This window comes from Rhizobium sophorae (assembly GCF_013087515.1).
Taxonomy (GTDB): domain Bacteria; phylum Pseudomonadota; class Alphaproteobacteria; order Rhizobiales; family Rhizobiaceae; genus Rhizobium; species Rhizobium sophorae.
Genome location: NZ_JABFCN010000059.1, coordinates 1 through 19,341 on the forward strand (window position 1 = coordinate 1; position 19,341 = coordinate 19,341).

The following is a 19,341-nucleotide window of genomic DNA, read 5'->3' on the forward strand; positions in this document are numbered from 1 at the left end:
CTGATGCCCGCGTTGCAAGGCTTGATCTGACAAGCGGATTAATGAGTTCACGCTCTAGCGTCCCCGCTATCCAGGCGCGCCTCCGTTGATGGCGGTCAAGTACACCGTGCGAATGCTGCAAGGTAGCTCGCCTTCCCTAAGCACCTAACATGGCGGCTTTCCAGAAAGATCAAAGCCTTCTCTAGGACTGCAACGAGGGCGCAGAACGGCCGTTGATTGGAGGTGGGAACATAATCTTCGGACAGTCAGCGGAAATAATTCCCGGGAAGGCGCAATGATCCCTGGTTCTTAGCTCTGGCCTGATGGCTGGGGACTTGTACCTTCGGTGCTTCAAGAAGACATTCAGCATTGCTGTCACGGGGCCCTGGAGCGGACCCCGCAGCCTGCACGTCGGCTGCTATTGTCGATCGATCTGCGATGTATTTCACATGTGATATTGGTTATTGTCCTGGGGCTGTGAGCTGTTTCATTAAGCGATCGTTCACGTATTCAGAAAGCCCGTGAGTTTGCGTCCGGAGATTCGGCCGTGCTTTCATATTCCTTTGGTCCGTATGTGCTTGTGCCGGAGCGGCAGTCGCTGATGCGTGATCACACGACCGTTCGTGTCGGTAGCCGCGCGCTCGAAATTTTGGCAGCGCTGATCGAGCGTCCGGGCGAACTGGTGGGCAAGGCTGAGCTTGTGTCGCGCGCCTGGCCGGATACCTTCGTCGAGGAAAGCAATCTGAAGGTGAATGTTGCAGCTCTTCGTCGGGCGCTCGGCGATGCTCCGGACGGCACGCAGTACATAGCGACAGTGAGCGGTCGGGGCTATCGTTTCGTCTTTCCCGTAAGTGTTTCCGGGCAGAGTGACGCTTCCGCGACGGCGAGGTCTCAGGATGCCCGTGCGCATAACCTGCCGGTTCCAACAACCCGTTTAGTGGGAAGAGACCATTCTGTTGATGCGATCCGCCGCACTCTTGAGGCATCGCGCCTCCTGACGATCGTTGGCCCGGGTGGCGTTGGCAAGACGAGGCTGGCTCTCGCAATCGCTGGTCGACTGACCGCGGCCTTTGAGCATGGAGTATGGTTCGTTGATCTGGCGGCCGTGAACGACGCAACGCTCGTACCGACGTCGATCGCAACGGCGATGGGGTTGAGGGTCCACTCGGCGAACATCAAGGCGGCGATCGCCGCCTTCGCGGCCGACCGGGAGTTCATGCTTGTCCTCGACAATTGTGAACATGTTATCGAATCGGTGGCCGCCTGCACAGAAGCGTTGCTGGCCGCTGCAGCAAGGGTGCGTATTCTCGCCACAAGCCGCGAACCGATACGGGTTCCCGGGGAGCAGGTCTATCGCCTGCCGCCGCTCGATGCACCGCCCGAGATGTCCAGACTGTCCGCGGCCGAGGCTTTGGCGTTCCCTGCAGTCGAGCTCTTCGTAGAGCGCGCGGCCGGAAGTTGCGACGATTTCATGCTCAACGACGGGAATGCGCCGGTCGTGGCCGAGATCTGCCGCAGGCTCGACGGGTTGGCCCTTGCGATCGAACTCGCCGCCCCTCGACTGGATGCGTTCAGCGCAAGCGAGCTTCTTGGTTTTCTTACCGAACAATCTCATGTGCTGACCGATTGGCGGTGCGGCGACTCCCGTCACCACACCTTGGCAGCGACGCTGGGCTGGAGTTATGGCCTGCTCGCCGAGCCTGAACGCGTTCTGCTGCGACGCCTCTCGGTTTTTGCCGGCGCCTTCAGTATCGAATCCGCCTGCGCCGTAGCGGTAGACAAGGGGCGCGCCCGCTCCGATTGCATTCACGCCGTCGCGAACCTCGTTGCGAAATCGCTTGTGTCGACAGAACGAGGAGAATTCGGGACGCAGTACAGACTGCTCGATACGACCCGCACATACGTGCAGCAGAAACTGGCCGAAAGCGGCGAAGACGACAGCCTGCGCCATCGCCACGCCGAACACCTCCTCGAACTCGCCAAACGCGCCGAGGCCGAATGGAAAATCCGACCGACGGCCCACTGGCTCGCCGACTACGGGCGAAAGATGGATGATATCCGCAGTGCCTTGCGCTGGGCGCTTTCCGGGAACCGCAATGCTGCCCTCGGCGTGGCGCTCACGGTCGCCGCTCTCCCGTTCTGGGAACATCTTTCACTCGTGGAGGAGTGCCGCGCGGCGGTGGAAATCGCGCTCAGCAGCCGCTTCACAAAACTTCGAAATGCAGGTGACGATATGAAGCTGCAGTTTGCATATGGCACGGCGCTGCTTCACACCCGCGGCCCGCTGCTGGAGGTCCAGGCAGCTTGGACCACAGCGCTGGGCTGCGCGGAGTCGCTCCGCGACACCGACTACCAGCTCAGATGCCTCTGGGGATTGTGCGACTATTTCACATGGACGGGCGACCATCGCTCGGCCCTTGCGATGGCGGAAAAGTTCAGAGTGCTGGCAACGGATCGTGGCGACGTCGATGCCCGCAATAATGTCGACAGGCAGACGGGAACCGCTCTGCGGTACCTGGGCGAGCTTGCTGAGGCGCAGCGTCACCTCGAACGAATGATCGCCCGATACATTCCTCCTGTGGCTCGCTCGGACATCGCGCGGTTTCAGTTGGACCCGCGATCGGCGGCGCGTGGAACTCTTGCGAACGTCACCTGGCTGCAGGGGCATCCAGAAAAGGCGGTTGCCATGGCGCAGCGTCAATTGGAGGAGGCGCGGGCGGCGCAGCACGCCCTCGCGCTCTGCAATGCCGTGGTCCACACAACCTGCCCCATCGCGCTACTGACGGGAGACCTCGCCGCCGCGGAGCGCCTGCTTGTCGGCATCGAAGCACATGTCGCGGAACACGCGATGACAGTTTGGAGTGCCATGAGCCGATGCCTACGCGCGGAGTGGCTCCTGCAGGGTGACGATGCATCGGGGCTGCCAATGTTGAGAAGCGCGCTCGATGAGCTTCTTGCGGTGCATTTCCGCATGCGGTGCCCATTCTACATGGGTATTTATGCTGCGGCTCTGGGGACGCATGGAGACGTTGATGCAGGGAGAACCGCCATCGACGAGGCAATCGCACTTTCGGCATCAACTGGCGAGACTTGGTGCATGCCGGAACTGTTGCGCATAAAGGCGGATTTGTTGAGCAAGGAAAGCACCCGCCGGACGACAGAAGCCGCCGAAGCTCTTTATATGCAAGCACTCGATCTGGCGCGGCGCCAGGGCGCGCTGTCATGGGAACTGCGCGCAGCAACGGCTCTGGCCGAGCATTGGCTTCGGACGGATCAAGGAGCAAAGGCTGCCGGAGTTCTGGCGCCGGTCTACCGACGTTTCAAAGACGGGTTCGCCACCTGCGATCTTCTCAAGGCGCGCACGCTTCTCAATGGTTTGGGAGACGCCGGCAAGAGACGCGCCGCCACCGCCTCCTACGCTCCGAGCGGTAACACATCTAGTCCCGAGCAGTAAGCGATCGCGTTCGACGATCCAGGATCAGCAACACCGGTGCCATCACGGCAATGCCTGCAAAGATCGTGAAGGCCTTGAAATAGCTGGCGCCATCGGCCGCCGCGATATGTAGCAAGGCCGGTCCGAGACCTGCGCCAAACGTCAAAGCCATGTAATTGATCCCGAAGAGCTTGCCGAAGCTTCGCATCCCGAAGCGTTTCGCCAGAAGATAGCCGATCGCGTCGCCCTCCGCTCCAGTGGCGAGGCCGAAAAAGACGGCGCTGACATAGACCGGGATCAGGCCGTCGGAATTCAACAGAACAAGATGGCCGACAACGGGTGACAGAAAGGCCAGGCTGGTCAACGGGACGGGAGGAAATCGATCAAGCAAGGCCCCGAAACCGAGACGCATGACAATGAAGGACACACCCACAAAGCTCATGACCAAGGCCGCCGTTGCCGGATCGGCTCCGCGATCCGCTAGCACGACAGGGAGTGAGATAGACCCGGCCGCAGCGGCGAAGTAGTTGAGAAAGAACGCGCCCAGCATCAACCAGAAGCTTGCCGTCTCCACCGCCTGGCGAACAGTGTGGCCCTCGCCCCCTGCGCGGTCGGGTCGCTGAAGCACAGGTGGATCACGAATAACGAAAAGTGCGACGGGAAGCGTGACCGCCATCGATATCAGACCGGCTGCCATGAAGGCAAAGCGCCAGCCCCACTCGGAAATCAGGAATGCAAGGAACGGAGGAACCGTTGCGATCCCAAGCCCCACGAAGGAAAGCATGACACCCAGTGCGAGACCGCGTCGCGCGGAGAACCATCCGACCACCACATAGGTGTAGGGCACGCCGGTCTGCGCGGCACCCATAAGGCTTGCCACGGCGACGGCCACGATGAATGTGGTCAAATTCTGCGACGCAATGCCGACCCCGATCAGGCCGATCGCCATCGACACGGACGATACGGCAAGCACCCGGCGCGGGCCGAACCGATCCGTCAACGCTCCTACTATAGGCGACATAAGACCGTTTACGATAGCTATCGGTGCGACGACGGCGGCCACCACGGTCCGATCCCACCCAGTATCCTCGGTGATTGGGACGATGAAAACGCTGAAGCCATAGATCAGCACGATCCCGATGCTGAAATACATTCCCGCGCCTGCACCCAGCACGATTGCAATCCGTCTGGTCCGCCCCGCCGTTGTGTCCATATCCCTTATGAGCCTTTGTTGGCGCCGGTCCGGGCCGCGGTCCGCTCGCAGGAAGATACCAGGTCGTCGTTATCGTATTGACCGGATGACTGCTAGGTTCACCAAATTTCCCAGATCTTAACCAGCCTCGCAAGCGCGGACACGTTAGAATTTGCGCAGTCACCCCACGAACACAGGAGGCAACGATGTCTCGCGATCAAAGGCCAGCTACCCAACCGGACGACCCGGAGCGCCGCGCCATCCTTCGCGCCGCCGGAGGCGTTGCAATCGGCGGAATTGCCGCTGCCCTCGCAGTCGATGCAACTGCGTCGGCAGAAACGCCAGTCGCAACCCGCGATCCAGGTTCGCTGGGTGCCCGCCTTCAGGGCGTACAGCATTTCGGCCTGACCGTGCAGAACATGGAACGCGCGTACGAGTTCTACACAGCCGTACTCGGTGGAACCGAAGTCTTCCGCCATGGTGACTTTCAAGGCGAGGCCGTGCAGAACACACTGCTTGCCGACCAGGAAATCCTGGCCAATCAGCTCGGCGTCAATCCGCGGACGATCGGCGTGCCTGACCTTAGGGACGGCGCCCAACGCCTCGATGTGCGATTCATCCAGTTCGACAACGTCGTGATCGAACTCCTTCAATATCGCGATGCCGACCAGCCGATGGGCGGCCCCAAGGCGTTCGCCGAGCCACTGGAGCACATGAGCCCGGCTTTTCCGCGCATGATGCACATCTGCTTCTACGTTCGCGACGATGTCGACTTCAACCAGTTCATCGCCGATCTCGAAGCAGAGTCCGCCAAGCGTGGCATGACACAGGTACGGGCAAACCGCATCATTCGCGTTTCGACGGAAGAGGAACGAAAGGCGGCTCCCCTGCGCGCCAACACCAACAAGGTGACGGTTGCACCATCGGATGGTTGGGAACTGATTTACTGCAAGGGCCCGGAGGGCGAACAGCTCGAGTTCGTCAAGGCGCTCGGTCCGGTGAAAAAGCGGTTCGCGGATGCTCTGGCTGCGCATTTGCAACTTGCCAGCGCCAATTGAAGGCAACCTGCAAGCACCGCCAGATTTGCCAGCCGGCAGCCGGCTGTGGCTGCCCGCCATCTCATCACGCCAGACGGAGAAGGAGAGACGACATGACGACAACGCTCAGGCTACAGACGTCAGCTATCCTGCTTGCAGGTTCGATTTTCAATGCCGGCGGTGCTATGGCACAGGAAGGCCCGGGCCAAGGCTACGCTAAGATCGACAATGGAGCCTATTCAGTCGTTGCCGAGGTTCGCGCCAAGCCGGGCAAGGAGGCTGAACTGCGTGCCATTACGCTGCCACTCATCGAGCTCGTCCGCGGTGATCCAGCCAATCTCGTCTATTTTCTCCAGGAGAACCGCGAGACCCCCGGGCACTTCATTTTCTACGAGATCTTCGCCAACGAAGCCGACTTCGAGGCTCACAACGCCATGCCCTATGTGCAGGAATGGTTTGCCAAGTTGCCGGACCTCGCCGAGGGCGGCGTGAAAGTGATGCGAATGCAGGTCCTCGCCCCGGCCGGAAACTAGCACTCATCGGCGGCATGCCCGACCCAGGCGATGAAGCCCGCAGCGCCGATCGTTGAACAGACCCTCTACACACACCCTCAAATCAGGAAGGAGTTGCGACGTGAGACTCAAGGACAAGGTCGCATTGGTCACAGGGGCGGCGGGCGGCATAGGCTTTTCCGTTGCAGAACTGTTCGATCGCGAGGGTGCCATCGTCGTCGCTAGCGACGTCAAGCCACCGGACCAGCCATATCCTGGGACTATCGAGGCGATGATGCTCGATGTCACCAGCGAGGAGCAATGGGCATCGGTCATCGCCGCGATCGTCAAGAAGCATGGCCGCCTTGATGTGCTGATAAACAATGCGGGAATTATTGCCTATGAGCCGCTCGACAAGCTGGAGATGAAGGACTGGCTGAAGATGATCGCAGTCGACCAGACTGGCGTCTTCCTCGGCATGCGGGAAGCAGTTCGCGTCATGCGCAAGCAGCAGGCGGGTTCGATCGTCAATATCTCCTCGATATGGGGCAGTGCAGCCGTTGCGGGTGCGCATTCCTACCACGCCGCAAAAGGCGCTGTCCGCAACATGTCCAAGAACGCGGCGATGACGTACGTATCCGACGGAATCCGCGTTAACTCCGTGCATCCGGGCTTCATACATACGCCGCTGACGGGTGCGCAGGCGCCAGACCTCAACGACGCTGTCATCGCCATGACACCCATGAAGCGCGGTGGCAAGCCGATCGAGATTGCCTATGGTTGCCTGTATTTGGCTTCCGAGGAGGCAAGCTACGTGACCGGCGCCGAACTGAACATCGACGGCGGCTATCTCGCCCAGTAGCGCAAGAGACCGGCGGGTCAAGCGGTCGGCTTGCCTCGCAAGACGCAGCAGCGCGCCGCGCGCAACCGCTCAAATGTATCCAAGAGAGAATGCGACGGCAGCGCACTTTTCCGGAACTTAACCTCATTTAACAACGCCCGTGGTCAGGCAGCAGTAACGTACAGGGCAGCGGCATCCCTCGGTCGGCCGTCGCTCGAAATGAACTTGATGCGACCAGAGGCGAAATCTGGGATGAGGTGTACCAGGCCATGACCCACTTGGAGCCTCCGGCAAGCTTGGTCGGCCCGTCGACGGGCGCTTGGACCATATCCTCGGCAGCGCGAGTGCCGAAATCACCCTGGTCGAGTACGGCAGCTACGTCTGTCCCCATTGTAGGGCGGACGACACACGAGGCTCTGGGTGCTTCCGGAGCCAAGGAAGCACCCGGTTATGAGCCGGCATATTTCCCCCTTCCGCAGGAATAGGCAAGTTTCTTGAAGATTCGGGCATTTTGGTCATTGGACACTCCGTTTAGCTTGAGGCTGGCAACCAAAGCGAGGAGCGGGCTCAACATGACAGGAATCACTGATCGGTCAATAGATTTTCGCAATAGTTTCGAGACACGATCTGGCACATCCAAAGTTGAACACGCCGACGTCTGGAATGTCGGTGCAGTCTTTAGCCTACTTTTCCTCATTAGAGATCTCTCGCAAAACGATCGCATTCTTCTGTTCATCTTGACAGAGAAGATTAGAACAGATCGCGGCCCCTACGAGACTCGATTAGGACTTCTGCCAAACCTCGTCTTTGGGGCCAGCCACTTACTCGTCCTGTTACCTCTTGCAGGTGCAGCTTATCGTGAACTTGGACGGCTAATATTAGCCTCCTGCATATTCCTCTGGAGTTTCATGACGGCGCTCGCCGGTTTGACCGCAAGTTGCTTGTTCTTGACTCTCACGCGCTTCGGTATCGCGCGCAGTGCAGCAGGCAATGTGCCGCTGGCGATCCTGATCGGCGGGACAAAGCCCGCCTCTAATCACCCAGCCGACAACTCCGACCCGTTTCTCGTCCAGCGCTGATTGCCGCTGATCCAACCCTGTCTTGTCTTTTTGGAAACTAGGAGAGCAGATCATGAACGATCTTAGCAATTCCCGCCGCAACTTTCTCGCTCTCGCTGCAACGGCTCCCGCAGCGGTCGCATTCGCCAACTCAGCCTCTGCTCAAAGCAACGATGAGCAATCGTCCACTAAATCGCGTGCGGGTCGAGCAGCGATCATCACTGGGTCATCACGGGGGATAGGTGCAGCAACAGCGCGCCGGCTGGCTCGTGATGGCTTTTCGATTACCGTGAACTACCTAACCAACCGGGATCTCGCTGATTCTGTCGCCCGGGAAATCGAGGCCGGCGGCGGACGCGCGATTGTTCGTCAGGCGGACGTCGCGGATCCTGCGGCAGTCAAAGCTTTGTTCGATGCCCATGATGAAGCATTCGGTGGCGTCGACGTCGTGATTAGCAACGCCGGAATTATGAACGTCGGCCCGTTCGCCCAGATGACTGACGCTGCCTTCAACAGAATGATCGCTACCAACCTGACGGGCAGCTTCAACGTCCTGCGCGAAGCAGCACGGCGTATTCGAGACGGTGGAAGAATTGTCACCTTGAGCTCGAGCATCACTCTGTCCAATCCAGCGTTCACCGGAGCATACGCCGCGAGTAAGGCAGCGCAAGTGAGCTATGCCAGCGTCCTAGCTAAAGAACTGAGTGGCCGAAACATCTCCGTGAACGCCATTTCGCCCGGAGCCGTTGATACTCAGCTTCTGCGCCAGCATGGCGAGGAAGCATTGAAAGGGATTCCAGAACGGACGCCGCTTCGCCGGCTTGGTCAGCCGGAAGATATCGCCGGCGTCATCGCAAGCCTGTGCGTCACCGATGGAGCGTGGATCAACGGGCAAAACGTCTTCGCAAACGGCGGCCTTAGCTAAAAGAAGGCGACCTATATTGGAAGTACGCTTGCAAATATCCCCCCAGCCGCCGTCTACCGCATCCGTCGTCGCTCGCCGAGGCCCTTGACGGGCAGGACGGGAATGGGACCAATCGCCCCCGGCATCCTGTAACGGTAAGGAACTTAAATCGCTCCGTGTGCTACGAAACAAGAAGGATATGAAAATGCTTCGCGCAACACTTATTATCTTCCTCGTTGCACTTTCGCCAATCACGCCTATTGCCCAAACGATGCCGCCCAATCAGGTTGTTGGGACGTGGCGCATGATTTCGGCTCGGATCGATCCGGAAGGGAGGAATCTGCCTGCCTACGGCGAGAAGCCAAACGGTATGCTCGTATTCACGCCCGACTTGCACTTCGTAGAAGTCTTGACGGATGCTAACACCCCTCGGTTCGCGTCAGATGCTCGAGGCGAAGGAACAGATCATGAAAATCGAGAAGCAATGGCGCGCAGTATAGGTTTTTTCGGGACGTACACTGTCGACGAAAATGGCGCTTTCAGTGGAAATCAAGTTCAGGGCTCGACCTTTCCCAATTGGGTCGGCAGCACACGGACGACGAAAGAACTCACGCTCACCGTTTCTGGTGACCGCATGAAGGAACAGTTCCAGCGTCCAGAGGGCACGAAGATCATCATCGAGTGGGAGCGGGTAAGGTAGTTCAAACACCGGAGACCGATTGAAAAAGGCCGGTTCGTCACTAGCCCGTGCGAAGAGAGGCCTAAATCTCATAAGCCGCTGGCATTCGAGTCCGCCCGTCAATCCACCGAGGCCCACCGCTTTGAGAATAACGAAACGGTCGCTTGCTGCCGTCGTGAATACGATGATTGCATTATCGTTCATCATCCCAGTATCTGCGCGCTTGATATCTGGCGCGGGAGAAGTAGCGATCACTGCAACATCGCCCCTCTGGAAGCGATAAGGCACTCCGTGCCTATCCAACGACATCCCACTTGTAGCTTTTTACGTAGTCGAGAAATGCTCGCATAGCTGCGCTGGGAAGGCGGCGATTGGGGTAATATAGGTACCAGCTAGGTAGGGCTGCGCTCCAGTCGAGAAGAAGTTCAATGAGCCGGCCATCATTGACATGAGATCGTGCGTAGTCTTCTAACACATGCGCAATGCCTCGATCAGCGAGCGCGGCTTGAAGTTCGTTATGGGCCGAACTGAGGGTGAGGCGCCCCTCAGGGGTGACTTCTAGCGATTCAGATCCATTGGCAAATCGCCAAGAAACCAGGGTACCGCCGGGGAACCTGCGCTTTATGCACTCGTGGTGCACAAGATCATGCGGTGTCTGCGGCACACCTCTTTGCTCAATGTAGCTAGGGGACGCAACAATCGCATATCGCAGGGGCGGCCCAAATGGCACCGCAATCATGTCCTGAGCCAGTTGCTTGCCAAATCGGACACCGGCGTCGAAGCCCTCTCCGACGATGTCGATCACCGCTGCATCGCTGATGATCTCAAGCTTAACCTCATGATAGGTTTCCATGAAGTCGAAGGCTAGAGGACATAGTAGATGATCAACGGCAGGCGCAGGAGCATTAATGCGCAAAGTGCCGGACGGGTTGTCCCTCAATTCATCAATCTCAGCGATCGCAAGTTTGATGTCGGTAAGAGCTGGGGTAAGGCGGTCCAGCAGGCGTTGTCCGGCTTCGGTCGGAAACACACTCCTCGTGGTACGGTTGAGGAGCCGAATGCCGAGGGCCTCTTCAAGTGAATTTATCGTCTGGCTCAACGCCGACGAAGAAACGCCACGCTCCAAGGCCGCAGCCCTAAAACCACCGCAACGTACAATCGCGGCGAAAACATCGAAGCTGTCCAGACGCAGCGAATTCATTGCAAAGCTTACCTTATCAAGCTGATCTGATTTGCATCACTTATCAGCGCAGAACACTGATGTCATGTTCCTTAATATTGGGCTTTCGCAAGCATCGATGCGTCCGCAATCACTTTGAAAGGATACTCCCATGAACGCGTTCACGATCAACAGGCGTGCGGTGATGCTTTCTGCAGTCGTTGGTGCTTCGAGCATGCTCGTCCCCCGAGCCGGTGGTTTTGGCGGCGGTGCGAATGCGCAGGCCATATCCCCCTGAGTGGCAACGCCGGCCACTATCGTTTTCGTGTCGGGGAAATCGGTGCAACGGTCTTGAGCGACGGCGTGATTGGCGGTCCGCCGCGCGTCTACGCTAGCGATGCGCCAGAAGCGGAGCTCGATGAGGTTTTGCGCCGCGCGTTCCTCCCCACAGACCATATGACGCTCAACCTCAACACACTTCTAATCGAAACCGGTGGCCGGCGGATCCTCATCGAAGCTGGAGCCGGCGCCACGATGGGCCCGAACGGCGGTCGTATTTTCGAAAATTTGGCGGCCATTGGTTTGAACAGATGATATCGACGCGATCGTTATCTCCCATACTCATCCCGACCATGTCGGCAACCTCCGAACCGCGGATGGCGGCAAGGCTTTTCCGCGCGCTACGGCTTTCCTGCCGAAAGCGGACTGGGATTTCTTCGTTCGGACAGATCCGGACCTATCGTACATGCCGGTACCAGAGGAATTCCGTCTGCGTTTCGCCGCTGCCATCAAGAGCAGCCTCGAACCGGTCGCAAAGGATGTCGAACTCTATGAGGCAGGGGCAGAGATCGTACCGGGGCTGACGACGATCGTCGCATCCGGCCACACGCCGGGCATGGCCACTTTCCTCGTCCACTCTGGAAACGACCAGTTGTTGCTGACCGCGGATCTTGCGTATCACCCCGTCGTCAACGTTAACAATCCGTGGCGTCCAGGACCGGATCGCGACAAGGACACAGCCCTTGCGTCTCGTCGACGAATCTTCGACCGCGCAGCCGCTGATCGCATCCCGGTGCTTGGATTCCACTTTCCATTTCCGGGCCTCGGCCGGATACTCAAAACCGATGGCGGCTACGCCTGGGTCCCCGCAAGCTGGCAGTTTTAGCCCGATACTTGAGAAACCAGGAGACTTTACATGGACCAGTCCAAGATCAATCGACGCGGATTTCTCGGCACAGTCGGTGCAGCGGCAACTGGGATAGCGTTCGCCGCGAACGCGACAGCGCAGGCCCAAGATGCTGCTTCTACCGCGCTAGGCATGGTATCTAGCCCCGATGTCGTCACGCGCACTTTGCCACGCTCTGGTGAACGGGTGACGGTCCTCGGCCTTGGCACATTCCTGACCTTCGATCTAAAACCCGGCGACCGTCGCGACGATCTTAGAAAGGTGTTCGAAACGTATGTCGCCGCCGGCGGGCGCGTGATCGACACATCACCTCTCTACGGGTCGGCCGAGGTCACCGTCGGACAGTTCATGGGAGAGTTTGCTGGATCGGGTGAACTCTTCCTTGCCAACAAGGTGTGGTCGACAGGAGAGTATCTCGGCGACGAAAGCCACGCGCAGGAAAGCTTCAGGCAGTCACGCCTGCGCACCTGGCGCAACACAATCAATCTCATGCAGTGCCACAGCATCACCAACGCGCCTGTCGTCATTCCGTTGATGAAGGATTGGAAACAGAATGGTCTGATACGCCATGTCGGCGTAACTCATCACGAGTCGACAGCGCAGGACCAGCTAACGAGAATCGTGGAACGTGACGATGTCGATTTTGTCCAAACGAATTATTCGATCTTCAATCGTGACGCCGAGCGCCGCCTGCTGCCCGCTGCCGCCGACAAGGGTGTAGGCGTGCTCATCAACCTGCCCCTTGAAAAGGCCCGGCTGATGACGGTGGTCGAAGGACACCGTCTCCCAGAGTTTGCGCAGGAATTTGCGGCAACGAGTTGGGCCCAGTTCTTTCTGAAATGGGTCATTGCACATCCCGCCGTCACGACCGTCCTTTGCGGAACGTCAAATCCCGACCATATGAGAGATAACGCCCAGGCGATGATCGGCCCGCTTCCCGATGAGCGGATGCGCAGGCGCATGGTCGCACACATGGAAACAATCCCAGGTTTTTCCTCGATCGGAGCCATGCCGTGGTATCCAGGCAAGGAAAAGATGTACTCGGGTCTGATCCGGGAAGCGCAAGCGAATGCGGCGAAACGGTTGCAATAGGCCAACCGCTAACACGCCACCCATCACACCACACCAGGGAAAACATCATGCGATCGAGCCGGCGGTCCCTTCTGGCAACGTTTTTGTCGCTGCCATTTATCGACGCGATGCATAGCGCCGCTTCCGCGCAAGGGATGCAGCAACTGCCCCTCACGGCGGCCTGCGATGATCGAGAGGCCGCAACCCTTGAGCGGGAGGCCGGCCCGTTCTTCAAACCGAGCTCGCCACTCAGTCGTGACCTCTTCTTAGACTCGCCTGGAGGCGCACAAATAACGGTCGCAGGTTTCGTCCTGGATAATCGCTGCCGGCCCCTGCCCGGCAGCTTTGTCGAAATCTGGCACGCAGACGAACATGGCGAATACGACCAGGAGAGTTTTCGCTTGCGCGGACACCAGTTCACTGACGCGCGAGGACGGTGGTGGTTCCATACAATCGTGCCTGCGCTCTACCCCGGTCGAACCCGCCATTTTCACTTCAAAGTTCAACGCTCGGGTGGAAGTGTTCTCACGACCCAATTGTTTTTTCCGAATGAGGCAAGAAACGCTACAGACCGCATCTTCCACGAGACCCTGCTTATGGAGATGAAGAATACGAACGAGGGCATGTTTGGACAGTTCAACTTCGTGATCTGATTCATCCGCGGACGGCCACACATCGCACGTCAGTGTTCGGGGCGCATAAGCCCAGCTCTTCTTTTGGAAGAGGCTTTGAGCAAACTAGCGCGATGAACGGTCAATAAGGCGGATAGGTCTTTTAGACTTCCCGTCACTGTGACGGCGTTCGAAACTGCTTATGGCATCTTTGTTATGGTCACGACCGGGACACCGCTTCGAGGATCGTCGCGCACTTGGGTCACCTGTCATCCTCAGGCCGAGAAGCTCTGAAGAGAAAGAGGCGTCAGCAGCATACAAGGTTTTTTGTTGGCCGCGTCTGTGAACTGGATGCGTGTCGGTAGCATCAGACAGCTTGTCGGAGCCATCATGACCTTGCCCCCAAGTTTATCCAATTTTGGGTTCGCTCGAGCGGTTTTTGGTTGCTGCATTATGGCGGTAGCGGCGAGTTGCGGTGCGGAGCCATTTCAGCTGCGCAGCACCGCAACTCGCCGCGGATTGATGGTCTGAGCGAACTCAGCAGGTGTCAACCAGCCGAGGCCAGAATGCGGTCGATGATCGTTGTAATCGCTTCGCCTGTTTGAAAGCGCTGATCGAGCGTGGGTCAGTGACGAGAAGAGCGCTTCATTCAAGAACTCATCTCGCAGCCGCCCATTGAAGCTTTCGATGATGGCGTTCTGGATCGGTTTGCCAGGCGACATGTAATGCCAATCGACCTTGGTCCGGTCCGTCCATTGCAGGATCGCATTGCTGGTGAACTCGCTGCCGTTGTCACTGACGATCATCCTGGGTTTGCCGCTTGAACGTCGCCTTCACCCGCGCCCAGCGGCGATTCTATATCGTCGGCGATCGCAACCTCTGGGAAGGCCTGCCTTACTTCAGAGAGACGGCCGGCGCCTTGGACACAATGCAGGCAGCGGACTTCCTGGCCAGAACGGATTGGGCTGAGGAACGGATCTGCGCGATGAGGCCTTGGCTTAATTCCTTCGGGAATCAAAAAAGCCCACACGAGGTGGGCTTTTGGTGTTTGTGTCTATGGTGGTCTATTTTGAATTTGGTTGCGGGGGCCCGAAGCCACAGAGACTTGTAACTTCGGCGGAACAGCCGGTGTTATTTGGAAGAAATTTCCCACTACGCCGTAACAAAACGTCGGTACCGACCGGCTCAAGCCATTTGCCTATGGAACAATAAAATCGGTACGGCGCTATCGAAAGCGCGCGCTTCGCAAGCGACCTTCGCCACATCCGGACCGACCCGGTCTTGCTCCGCCAATGACAATAATCTTGTGAAAAATCCGATTTTAGGGCACAATTTGTGAACGCATCGGAAGTTGCGGCGCAATCTCAAATCCGGCCGTCTCGCGCCGGGTAGCAGTTCGCGTCGGAGGGTCGGCGTCGATGGATCAGGGGTTCTTTCTTCTGTTCGCTACGGTGTCCGTGATCACCGCCTTGACGCTGGTCATGGCGCGCAATCCGGTTCACAGCGCATTGGCGTTGATGGCGTGCTTCCTGCAGATATCGGCAATCTTCGTCTTGCTCGAGGCGCCGCTGCTCGCGGTCATCCAGATCTTTGTCTATGTCGGCGCGATTATGGTCCTGTTCGTCTTCGTGATCATGATGATCGATGTGCGCGAAGCGGTCTTGCAACGGTTCTTGCCGGGCGGCAACATGGCGGCTCTGGTGTTGCTCGTCCTGCTTGGGATCGAGATGGTTGCGCTGGTGCTCTGGAGCGGCCGCTTTTCGCTCACGCAGCCCGTCACCGTGCGCGGTGGCGATCAGGTCAGGCAGCTCAGCACAACGCTGTTCGCCGACTATCTCCTGCCGTTTGAAGTTGCGTCCGTCATCCTGCTGGCCGCCCTGATCGGGGCCATCGTGCTGGCGCAGAAGGAACAGGGATGATGGTTCCGCTCTCGTGGTACATTCTACTCGGAGTGGTCCTGTTCGTGATCGGAGCAGCGGGCGTGCTGGTCAGGCGCAATATCCTGGTCGTGCTGATGTCGCTGGAGCTGCTGCTCAACTCGGTCAACATCAATTTCATCGCTTTCGGGCGTTACTACGGCGATTTCCGCGGGCAGATTTTCGCGATCTTTGTCATCGCAATCACCGCGGCGGAAGTTGCCGTCGCCCTCGGTATCCTGGTCGCCCTCGTGAGGAACAAATCCACCCTCAAGGTCGACGAAGTGACCATGATGAAAGGATAGAGGCTTGGACCCGGTGGTATCGATCCGGCCGCTACTTGCCGTCGCCGTCGCGGGCCTGACGGCCCTTGCAGTTCTTCTCCTGAACAACCGCGAGAAACTCCGCGATATCGTCTCGCCATTGGCGGCAATCGCCATGTTCGCAATTGTCGTCTCGATGGCGCCCACGGTGCTAGCGGGCGGGACGGTCGAATTGCGCCTGTTTGAGGTTCTGCCGGGGATTGATTTGGCTTTCCGGGTCGATGCACTCGGCATGGTGTTTGCCACCGTCTCGTCGCTGCTGTGGATTGTCGCGGCGATCTATTCCATCGGCTACATGCGGCACTTGAACGAGCATGCGCAGACCCGGTTCTTCGCCTGCTTTGCCGCCAGTCTCGCGGCAGCGGTCGGAGGCGCCTTCGCCGCCAATCTGTTCACGCTGGTGATCTTCTACGAGATGCTCACCCTCGTTACCTATCCGCTCGTTTACCACCACGAAGACGAAGAGGGATGGACGGGCAGCCGCAAGTACCTGGTCTATTTGATGGGAGCGTCAAAGAGCGTGCTTCTCGCCGCGCTGGCGCTGACCTACCACATTGCGGGATCGCTCGACTTTGTCACGGGGGGCCTGCTGGCAGGGAGCGATGCTTCGGCGGCGCTGCTGACAGTCGTCTATTTCTGCTACCTCTTCGGCTTCGCCAAGGCTGCGGTGATGCCGATGCACGCATGGCTGCCTGCCGCGATGGTGGCGCCGACACCGATCAGTGCGCTCCTGCATGCCGTGGCCGTGGTCAAGATGGGCGTGTTCTGCGTGCTGCGGTTGGTGTTCCATGTGTTCGGCACGGGGCTGGTGGACGGGCTAGGACTGGGCATCGCCACGGCCTATCTGGTCTCGTTCACGATTCTTATGGCGTCGGTCTACGCCCTGACGCGGGACGACCTGAAGGCTCGGCTCGCCTATTCGACTGTCAGCCAGCTCTCCTACATCGTGCTGGGCGCGGTTCTGCTCTCGCCGGTCGCGATGGTCGGCGGGATCATCCACATCGCGGCGCATGCATTCTCAAAGATCACACTGTTTTTCTGCGCCGGGTCGATCTATTGCGCGTCTGGCAAGCGCAACATCAGCGACATGGCTGGTATCGGCCGCCGGTTGCCCTGGACGATGGGGGCGTTCTTCGTCGGCTCACTCAGCATGATCGGCGTGCCACCGACTGCGGGGTTCGTGAGCAAGTGGTATCTGGCGCGAGGCGCGGTGGAGGCGGGGGAAATCGCGTTCCTGGTCGTGCTCCTAGCGAGTTCGGTCCTCAACGCCGCTTATTTCCTGCCGGTCAGCTATGTCGCCTTTTTCGGGACGGAGGCGCAAGGGAGCCCGGCAACGGTCCGTGAAATTCCGATGGTGACGATCCCGCTAGTTGCGACCGCCATCCTGTCGGTGGCGATGGGCATCTTCCCCGACTATTTCGTCGCCTTGGCGGAAGGAGTTGTCAGGTGATAAAGCGCTTGGTCGATTTCTTTGGCGACGGAAAGTATGCGACCGAACGGCGTCGGCTTTTCTATCTGGTGCTCGTCCTGATCGTCATCGCCGACTTCCTGGTGCCGCGCGAACACGCCGAATACCCGTGGGACCGTCTGCCGGGCTGGTCGGCCGTCTACGGCTTCTTATCCTGCGTGCTGCTGATTTTCGTTTCCAAGTTCCTCGGCCATCGGGCTGGGCTCATGCGGCGCGAGGACTATTATGACTGACTTCGTCCATCCCGCCCTGCTGTTCATTCTCGGTGCCCTGCCGATCCCCTTTCTGAACGCGTCGATCCGCAAGGCCTATCTGCTGCTGATCCCGATACTTGCGATCCTTACCGTGCTCACGATGCAGTCAGGCAGCTACGGCGCGGCATCGTTCATCGGGCAGGAAATCCTCATCGCGAAGGTCGACAAGCTGAGCATCGTCTTCGCAACGGTCTTCACCATTATGGCGCTGATCGGAACGGTCTACGCTCTGCACCTGACGCGCCCCGGCCAGCATGTCGCTGCGTTCGTCTATGTCGGCAGCGCGCTTGGCGTGGTTTTCGCCGGCGACTACCTGACCTTGTACCTGTTCTGGGAAGGCATGGCGTTTGCCTCTGCCTATCTGGTTTTCGCCCAGGGCGGCCGGCAGGCGGTTGCCGCCGGTTTCCGCTATCTCATGGTCCACATCACCGGCGGCGTCGTTCTGCTCGGTGGCGTCATTCTCCACGGGCTCGCCACGGGTTCGCTGCTCCTCGGCCCGATCGGGGGGGGGATGGGCGTCGGCGCCTACCTGATCCTTGCCGGGTTCATGCTCAACGCCGCGGTGCCGCCCCTTAACGCCTGGCTGACCGATGCTTACCCGGAGGCGACTGTCACCGGGGCGGTGTTTATGAGCGCCTTCACCACGAAGACCGCCGTCTATGTCCTGGCGCGGACGTTTCCGGGGACCGAGCTTCTGGTTTGGCTCGGCACTGCAATGGCGCTTTACGGTGTCATCTACGCGGTGCTGGAGAACGACTGCCGGCGGCTGCTCGCCTATCATATCGTCAGCCAAGTGGGCTACATGGTGGCGGGTATCGGCATCGGCACCGAGATGGCAGTGAACGGCGCCTCCAGCCACGCCTTCGCGCATATCCTCTACAAGGCACTGCTATTCATGGGCGCAGGAGCGGTGATCCACGTGACCGGCCGCCGCAAGCTCACCGAACTTGGCGGGCTCTACAGGACCATGCCGATAACGGTGGCGCTCTATATGGTCGGCGCCTTCGCAATCTCGGCGTTTCCGTTCTTCTCAGGCTTTGTCACCAAATCGATGGTGATTGCCGCCGCCGGACAGGATCATCGGGCGCTGGTGGTGGTGGCGTTGACGATGGCGTCGTCGGGGACGTTCCTGCACACGGGCCTGAAGCTCCCGTATTACATGTTTTTCGGCGTGGACCGGAAACTGGAGGCGCGGGAGCCGCCGCGCAACATGCTGGTTGCGATGGGCATGGCGGCGGTGCTCTGCATTGCGATCGGGGTATTCCCGCAGCCGCTTTACGCTCTCCTTCCCTATCCGGTCGACTTCGAACCCTATACAGGCGTCCATCTCACCGAGAGCCTCAGCTTGTTGATGTTCACCGCACTGGGATTCGTGCTGTTCCTCAGGGCGCTCGACCCCGAGAACACGATCAGCATCGACACCGACTGGTTCTACCGCAAGGGCGCGCGGCTCTTCATGTGGTTCGCCGAAAAACCGCTGGCGCGCTATGAGAAGGCGGTAAGCAACGTGTCCGAGACAGCCGCGCTACCCTTCCTGCATGGGACGGCACGGGCGGGACTGTGGATCGATCTCACCGGCGTGGACGCCGTCGTGAACGGCGTCGCCCGCTCGATCCTGCGCGGCGGCGGGCGGCTCCGGCGGCTCCAGACCGGCGTCGTGACCCATTACGCGCTGGCGATGATCGCTGGTGTGATCGCAGCCGCCGTGGTCTTCGCCGTGGTATGGCGGTAGGGGGCGC

Annotated in this window: 16 protein-coding genes and 2 pseudogenes; 15 read left to right on the forward strand and 3 right to left on the reverse strand. The window is 59.2% G+C overall.

Going from position 1 to position 19,341, the window contains the following annotated elements; genetic code table 11:
- The first annotated feature begins 526 nt into the window (after window positions 1-526).
- Complete coding sequence (locus G9X64_RS31230; RefSeq protein WP_171378098.1) at window positions 527-3,433, forward strand: ATP-binding protein; 2,907 nt, start codon at window positions 527-529, stop codon at window positions 3,431-3,433.
- On the opposite strand, the gene G9X64_RS31235 is transcribed toward G9X64_RS31230, so the two are convergent.
- Entirely contained in the window at window positions 3,417-4,565 is a 1,149-nt protein-coding gene (locus G9X64_RS31235) for an MFS transporter (RefSeq protein WP_171378099.1), read from the reverse strand. The two genes, G9X64_RS31230 and G9X64_RS31235, sit on opposite strands and share 17 nt — an antisense overlap.
- Window positions 4,566-4,810: 245 nt before the next feature.
- Between G9X64_RS31235 and G9X64_RS31240 the strand changes: the two genes are divergently transcribed.
- The 6 genes from G9X64_RS31240 (at window position 4,811) to G9X64_RS31270 (ending at window position 9,635) form a co-directional block, all read left to right on the forward strand.
- On the forward strand, window positions 4,811-5,662 hold the full coding sequence (locus G9X64_RS31240; RefSeq protein ID WP_168311752.1) for a VOC family protein: 852 nt from the start codon (window positions 4,811-4,813) through the stop codon (window positions 5,660-5,662).
- 92 nt (window positions 5,663-5,754) lie between these two features.
- The gene (locus G9X64_RS31245) at window positions 5,755-6,174 is read left to right on the forward strand and encodes a putative quinol monooxygenase (protein WP_168311753.1); all 420 of its coding nucleotides are present in this window, start codon (window positions 5,755-5,757) and stop codon (window positions 6,172-6,174) included.
- Window positions 6,175-6,274: 100 nt separating this feature from the next.
- A complete protein-coding gene (locus G9X64_RS31250) occupies window positions 6,275-6,994 on the forward strand; it encodes an SDR family NAD(P)-dependent oxidoreductase (RefSeq protein WP_171378100.1) in 720 nt (239 codons plus the stop codon).
- 551 nt (window positions 6,995-7,545) lie between these two features.
- The gene (locus tag G9X64_RS31260; protein ID WP_171378101.1) at window positions 7,546-8,052 is read left to right on the forward strand and encodes an MFS transporter; all 507 of its coding nucleotides are present in this window, start codon (window positions 7,546-7,548) and stop codon (window positions 8,050-8,052) included.
- Between the two features lie 52 nt (window positions 8,053-8,104).
- Window positions 8,105-8,956, forward strand: a complete 852-nt coding sequence (locus G9X64_RS31265; RefSeq protein WP_171378102.1) for an SDR family oxidoreductase — start codon at window positions 8,105-8,107, stop codon at window positions 8,954-8,956.
- Between the two features lie 178 nt (window positions 8,957-9,134).
- A complete protein-coding gene (locus G9X64_RS31270; RefSeq protein ID WP_312864202.1) occupies window positions 9,135-9,635 on the forward strand; it encodes a lipocalin-like domain-containing protein in 501 nt (166 codons plus the stop codon).
- 274 nt (window positions 9,636-9,909) lie between these two features.
- Here G9X64_RS31270 and G9X64_RS31275 read toward each other — a convergent pair whose 3' ends face one another.
- A complete protein-coding gene (locus G9X64_RS31275) occupies window positions 9,910-10,815 on the reverse strand; it encodes a LysR family transcriptional regulator (RefSeq protein WP_171378103.1) in 906 nt (301 codons plus the stop codon).
- A gap of 130 nt (window positions 10,816-10,945) precedes the next feature.
- On the opposite strand from G9X64_RS31275, the pseudogene G9X64_RS31280 reads away from it, so the two are divergent.
- The 3 genes and pseudogenes from G9X64_RS31280 to G9X64_RS31290 all read left to right on the forward strand — a co-directional run bounded on the left by G9X64_RS31280 (window position 10,946) and on the right by G9X64_RS31290 (window position 13,683).
- Window positions 10,946-11,938: pseudogene (locus G9X64_RS31280) on the forward strand (MBL fold metallo-hydrolase).
- 30 nt (window positions 11,939-11,968) lie between these two features.
- Window positions 11,969-13,051, forward strand: a complete 1,083-nt coding sequence (locus tag G9X64_RS31285) for an aldo/keto reductase (RefSeq protein ID WP_171378104.1) — start codon at window positions 11,969-11,971, stop codon at window positions 13,049-13,051.
- A 47-nt stretch (window positions 13,052-13,098) separates the two neighbouring features.
- Window positions 13,099-13,683: a dioxygenase family protein gene (locus G9X64_RS31290; protein ID WP_171378105.1), complete on the forward strand. Its 585-nt coding sequence runs from the start codon at window positions 13,099-13,101 to the stop codon at window positions 13,681-13,683.
- 366 nt (window positions 13,684-14,049) lie between these two features.
- On the opposite strand, the pseudogene G9X64_RS31295 reads toward G9X64_RS31290, so the two are convergent.
- Window positions 14,050-14,459: pseudogene (locus tag G9X64_RS31295) on the reverse strand (integrase core domain-containing protein); the annotation flags it as partial.
- 600 nt (window positions 14,460-15,059) lie between these two features.
- On the opposite strand from G9X64_RS31295, the gene G9X64_RS31300 reads away from it, so the two are divergent.
- The 5 genes from G9X64_RS31300 to G9X64_RS31320 are packed head-to-tail and all read left to right on the forward strand — an operon-like array spanning window position 15,060 to window position 19,334.
- A complete protein-coding gene (locus G9X64_RS31300) occupies window positions 15,060-15,560 on the forward strand; it encodes an NADH-quinone oxidoreductase subunit J (protein WP_168313496.1) in 501 nt (166 codons plus the stop codon).
- The gene (gene nuoK / locus G9X64_RS31305) at window positions 15,560-15,862 is read left to right on the forward strand and encodes an NADH-quinone oxidoreductase subunit NuoK (RefSeq protein ID WP_026265523.1); all 303 of its coding nucleotides are present in this window, start codon (window positions 15,560-15,562) and stop codon (window positions 15,860-15,862) included. Before G9X64_RS31300 ends, nuoK begins: the two co-directional genes overlap by 1 nt.
- 4 nt (window positions 15,863-15,866) lie before the next feature.
- The gene (locus G9X64_RS31310; protein WP_171378106.1) at window positions 15,867-17,330 is read left to right on the forward strand and encodes a monovalent cation/H+ antiporter subunit D family protein; all 1,464 of its coding nucleotides are present in this window, start codon (window positions 15,867-15,869) and stop codon (window positions 17,328-17,330) included.
- Complete coding sequence (locus G9X64_RS31315; RefSeq protein ID WP_018243727.1) at window positions 17,327-17,581, forward strand: hypothetical protein; 255 nt, start codon at window positions 17,327-17,329, stop codon at window positions 17,579-17,581. The genes G9X64_RS31310 and G9X64_RS31315 overlap by 4 nt, the downstream gene beginning before the upstream one ends.
- Complete coding sequence (locus tag G9X64_RS31320) at window positions 17,574-19,334, forward strand: Na(+)/H(+) antiporter subunit D (protein ID WP_171378107.1); 1,761 nt, start codon at window positions 17,574-17,576, stop codon at window positions 19,332-19,334. Before G9X64_RS31315 ends, G9X64_RS31320 begins: the two co-directional genes overlap by 8 nt.
- The last annotated feature ends 7 nt before the right edge of the window (window positions 19,335-19,341 follow it).

Coding starts and splice junctions, on each gene's coding strand:
- G9X64_RS31235 (WP_171378099.1), bottom strand. CDS start 4,565: ATGTATTTCAGCATCGGGATCGTGCTGATCTATGGCTTCAGCGTTTTC.
- G9X64_RS31320 (WP_171378107.1), top strand. CDS start 17,574: ATGACTGACTTCGTCCATCCCGCCCTGCTGTTCATTCTCGGTGCCCTG.
- G9X64_RS31245 (WP_168311753.1), top strand. CDS start 5,755: ATGACGACAACGCTCAGGCTACAGACGTCAGCTATCCTGCTTGCAGGT.
- G9X64_RS31240 (WP_168311752.1), top strand. CDS start 4,811: ATGTCTCGCGATCAAAGGCCAGCTACCCAACCGGACGACCCGGAGCGC.
- G9X64_RS31285 (WP_171378104.1), top strand. CDS start 11,969: ATGGACCAGTCCAAGATCAATCGACGCGGATTTCTCGGCACAGTCGGT.
- G9X64_RS31260 (WP_171378101.1), top strand. CDS start 7,546: ATGACAGGAATCACTGATCGGTCAATAGATTTTCGCAATAGTTTCGAG.
- G9X64_RS31270 (WP_312864202.1), top strand. CDS start 9,135: ATGAAAATGCTTCGCGCAACACTTATTATCTTCCTCGTTGCACTTTCG.
- G9X64_RS31275 (WP_171378103.1), bottom strand. CDS start 10,815: ATGAATTCGCTGCGTCTGGACAGCTTCGATGTTTTCGCCGCGATTGTA.
- nuoK (WP_026265523.1), top strand. CDS start 15,560: ATGGTTCCGCTCTCGTGGTACATTCTACTCGGAGTGGTCCTGTTCGTG.
- G9X64_RS31300 (WP_168313496.1), top strand. CDS start 15,060: ATGGATCAGGGGTTCTTTCTTCTGTTCGCTACGGTGTCCGTGATCACC.
- G9X64_RS31265 (WP_171378102.1), top strand. CDS start 8,105: ATGAACGATCTTAGCAATTCCCGCCGCAACTTTCTCGCTCTCGCTGCA.
- G9X64_RS31290 (WP_171378105.1), top strand. CDS start 13,099: ATGCGATCGAGCCGGCGGTCCCTTCTGGCAACGTTTTTGTCGCTGCCA.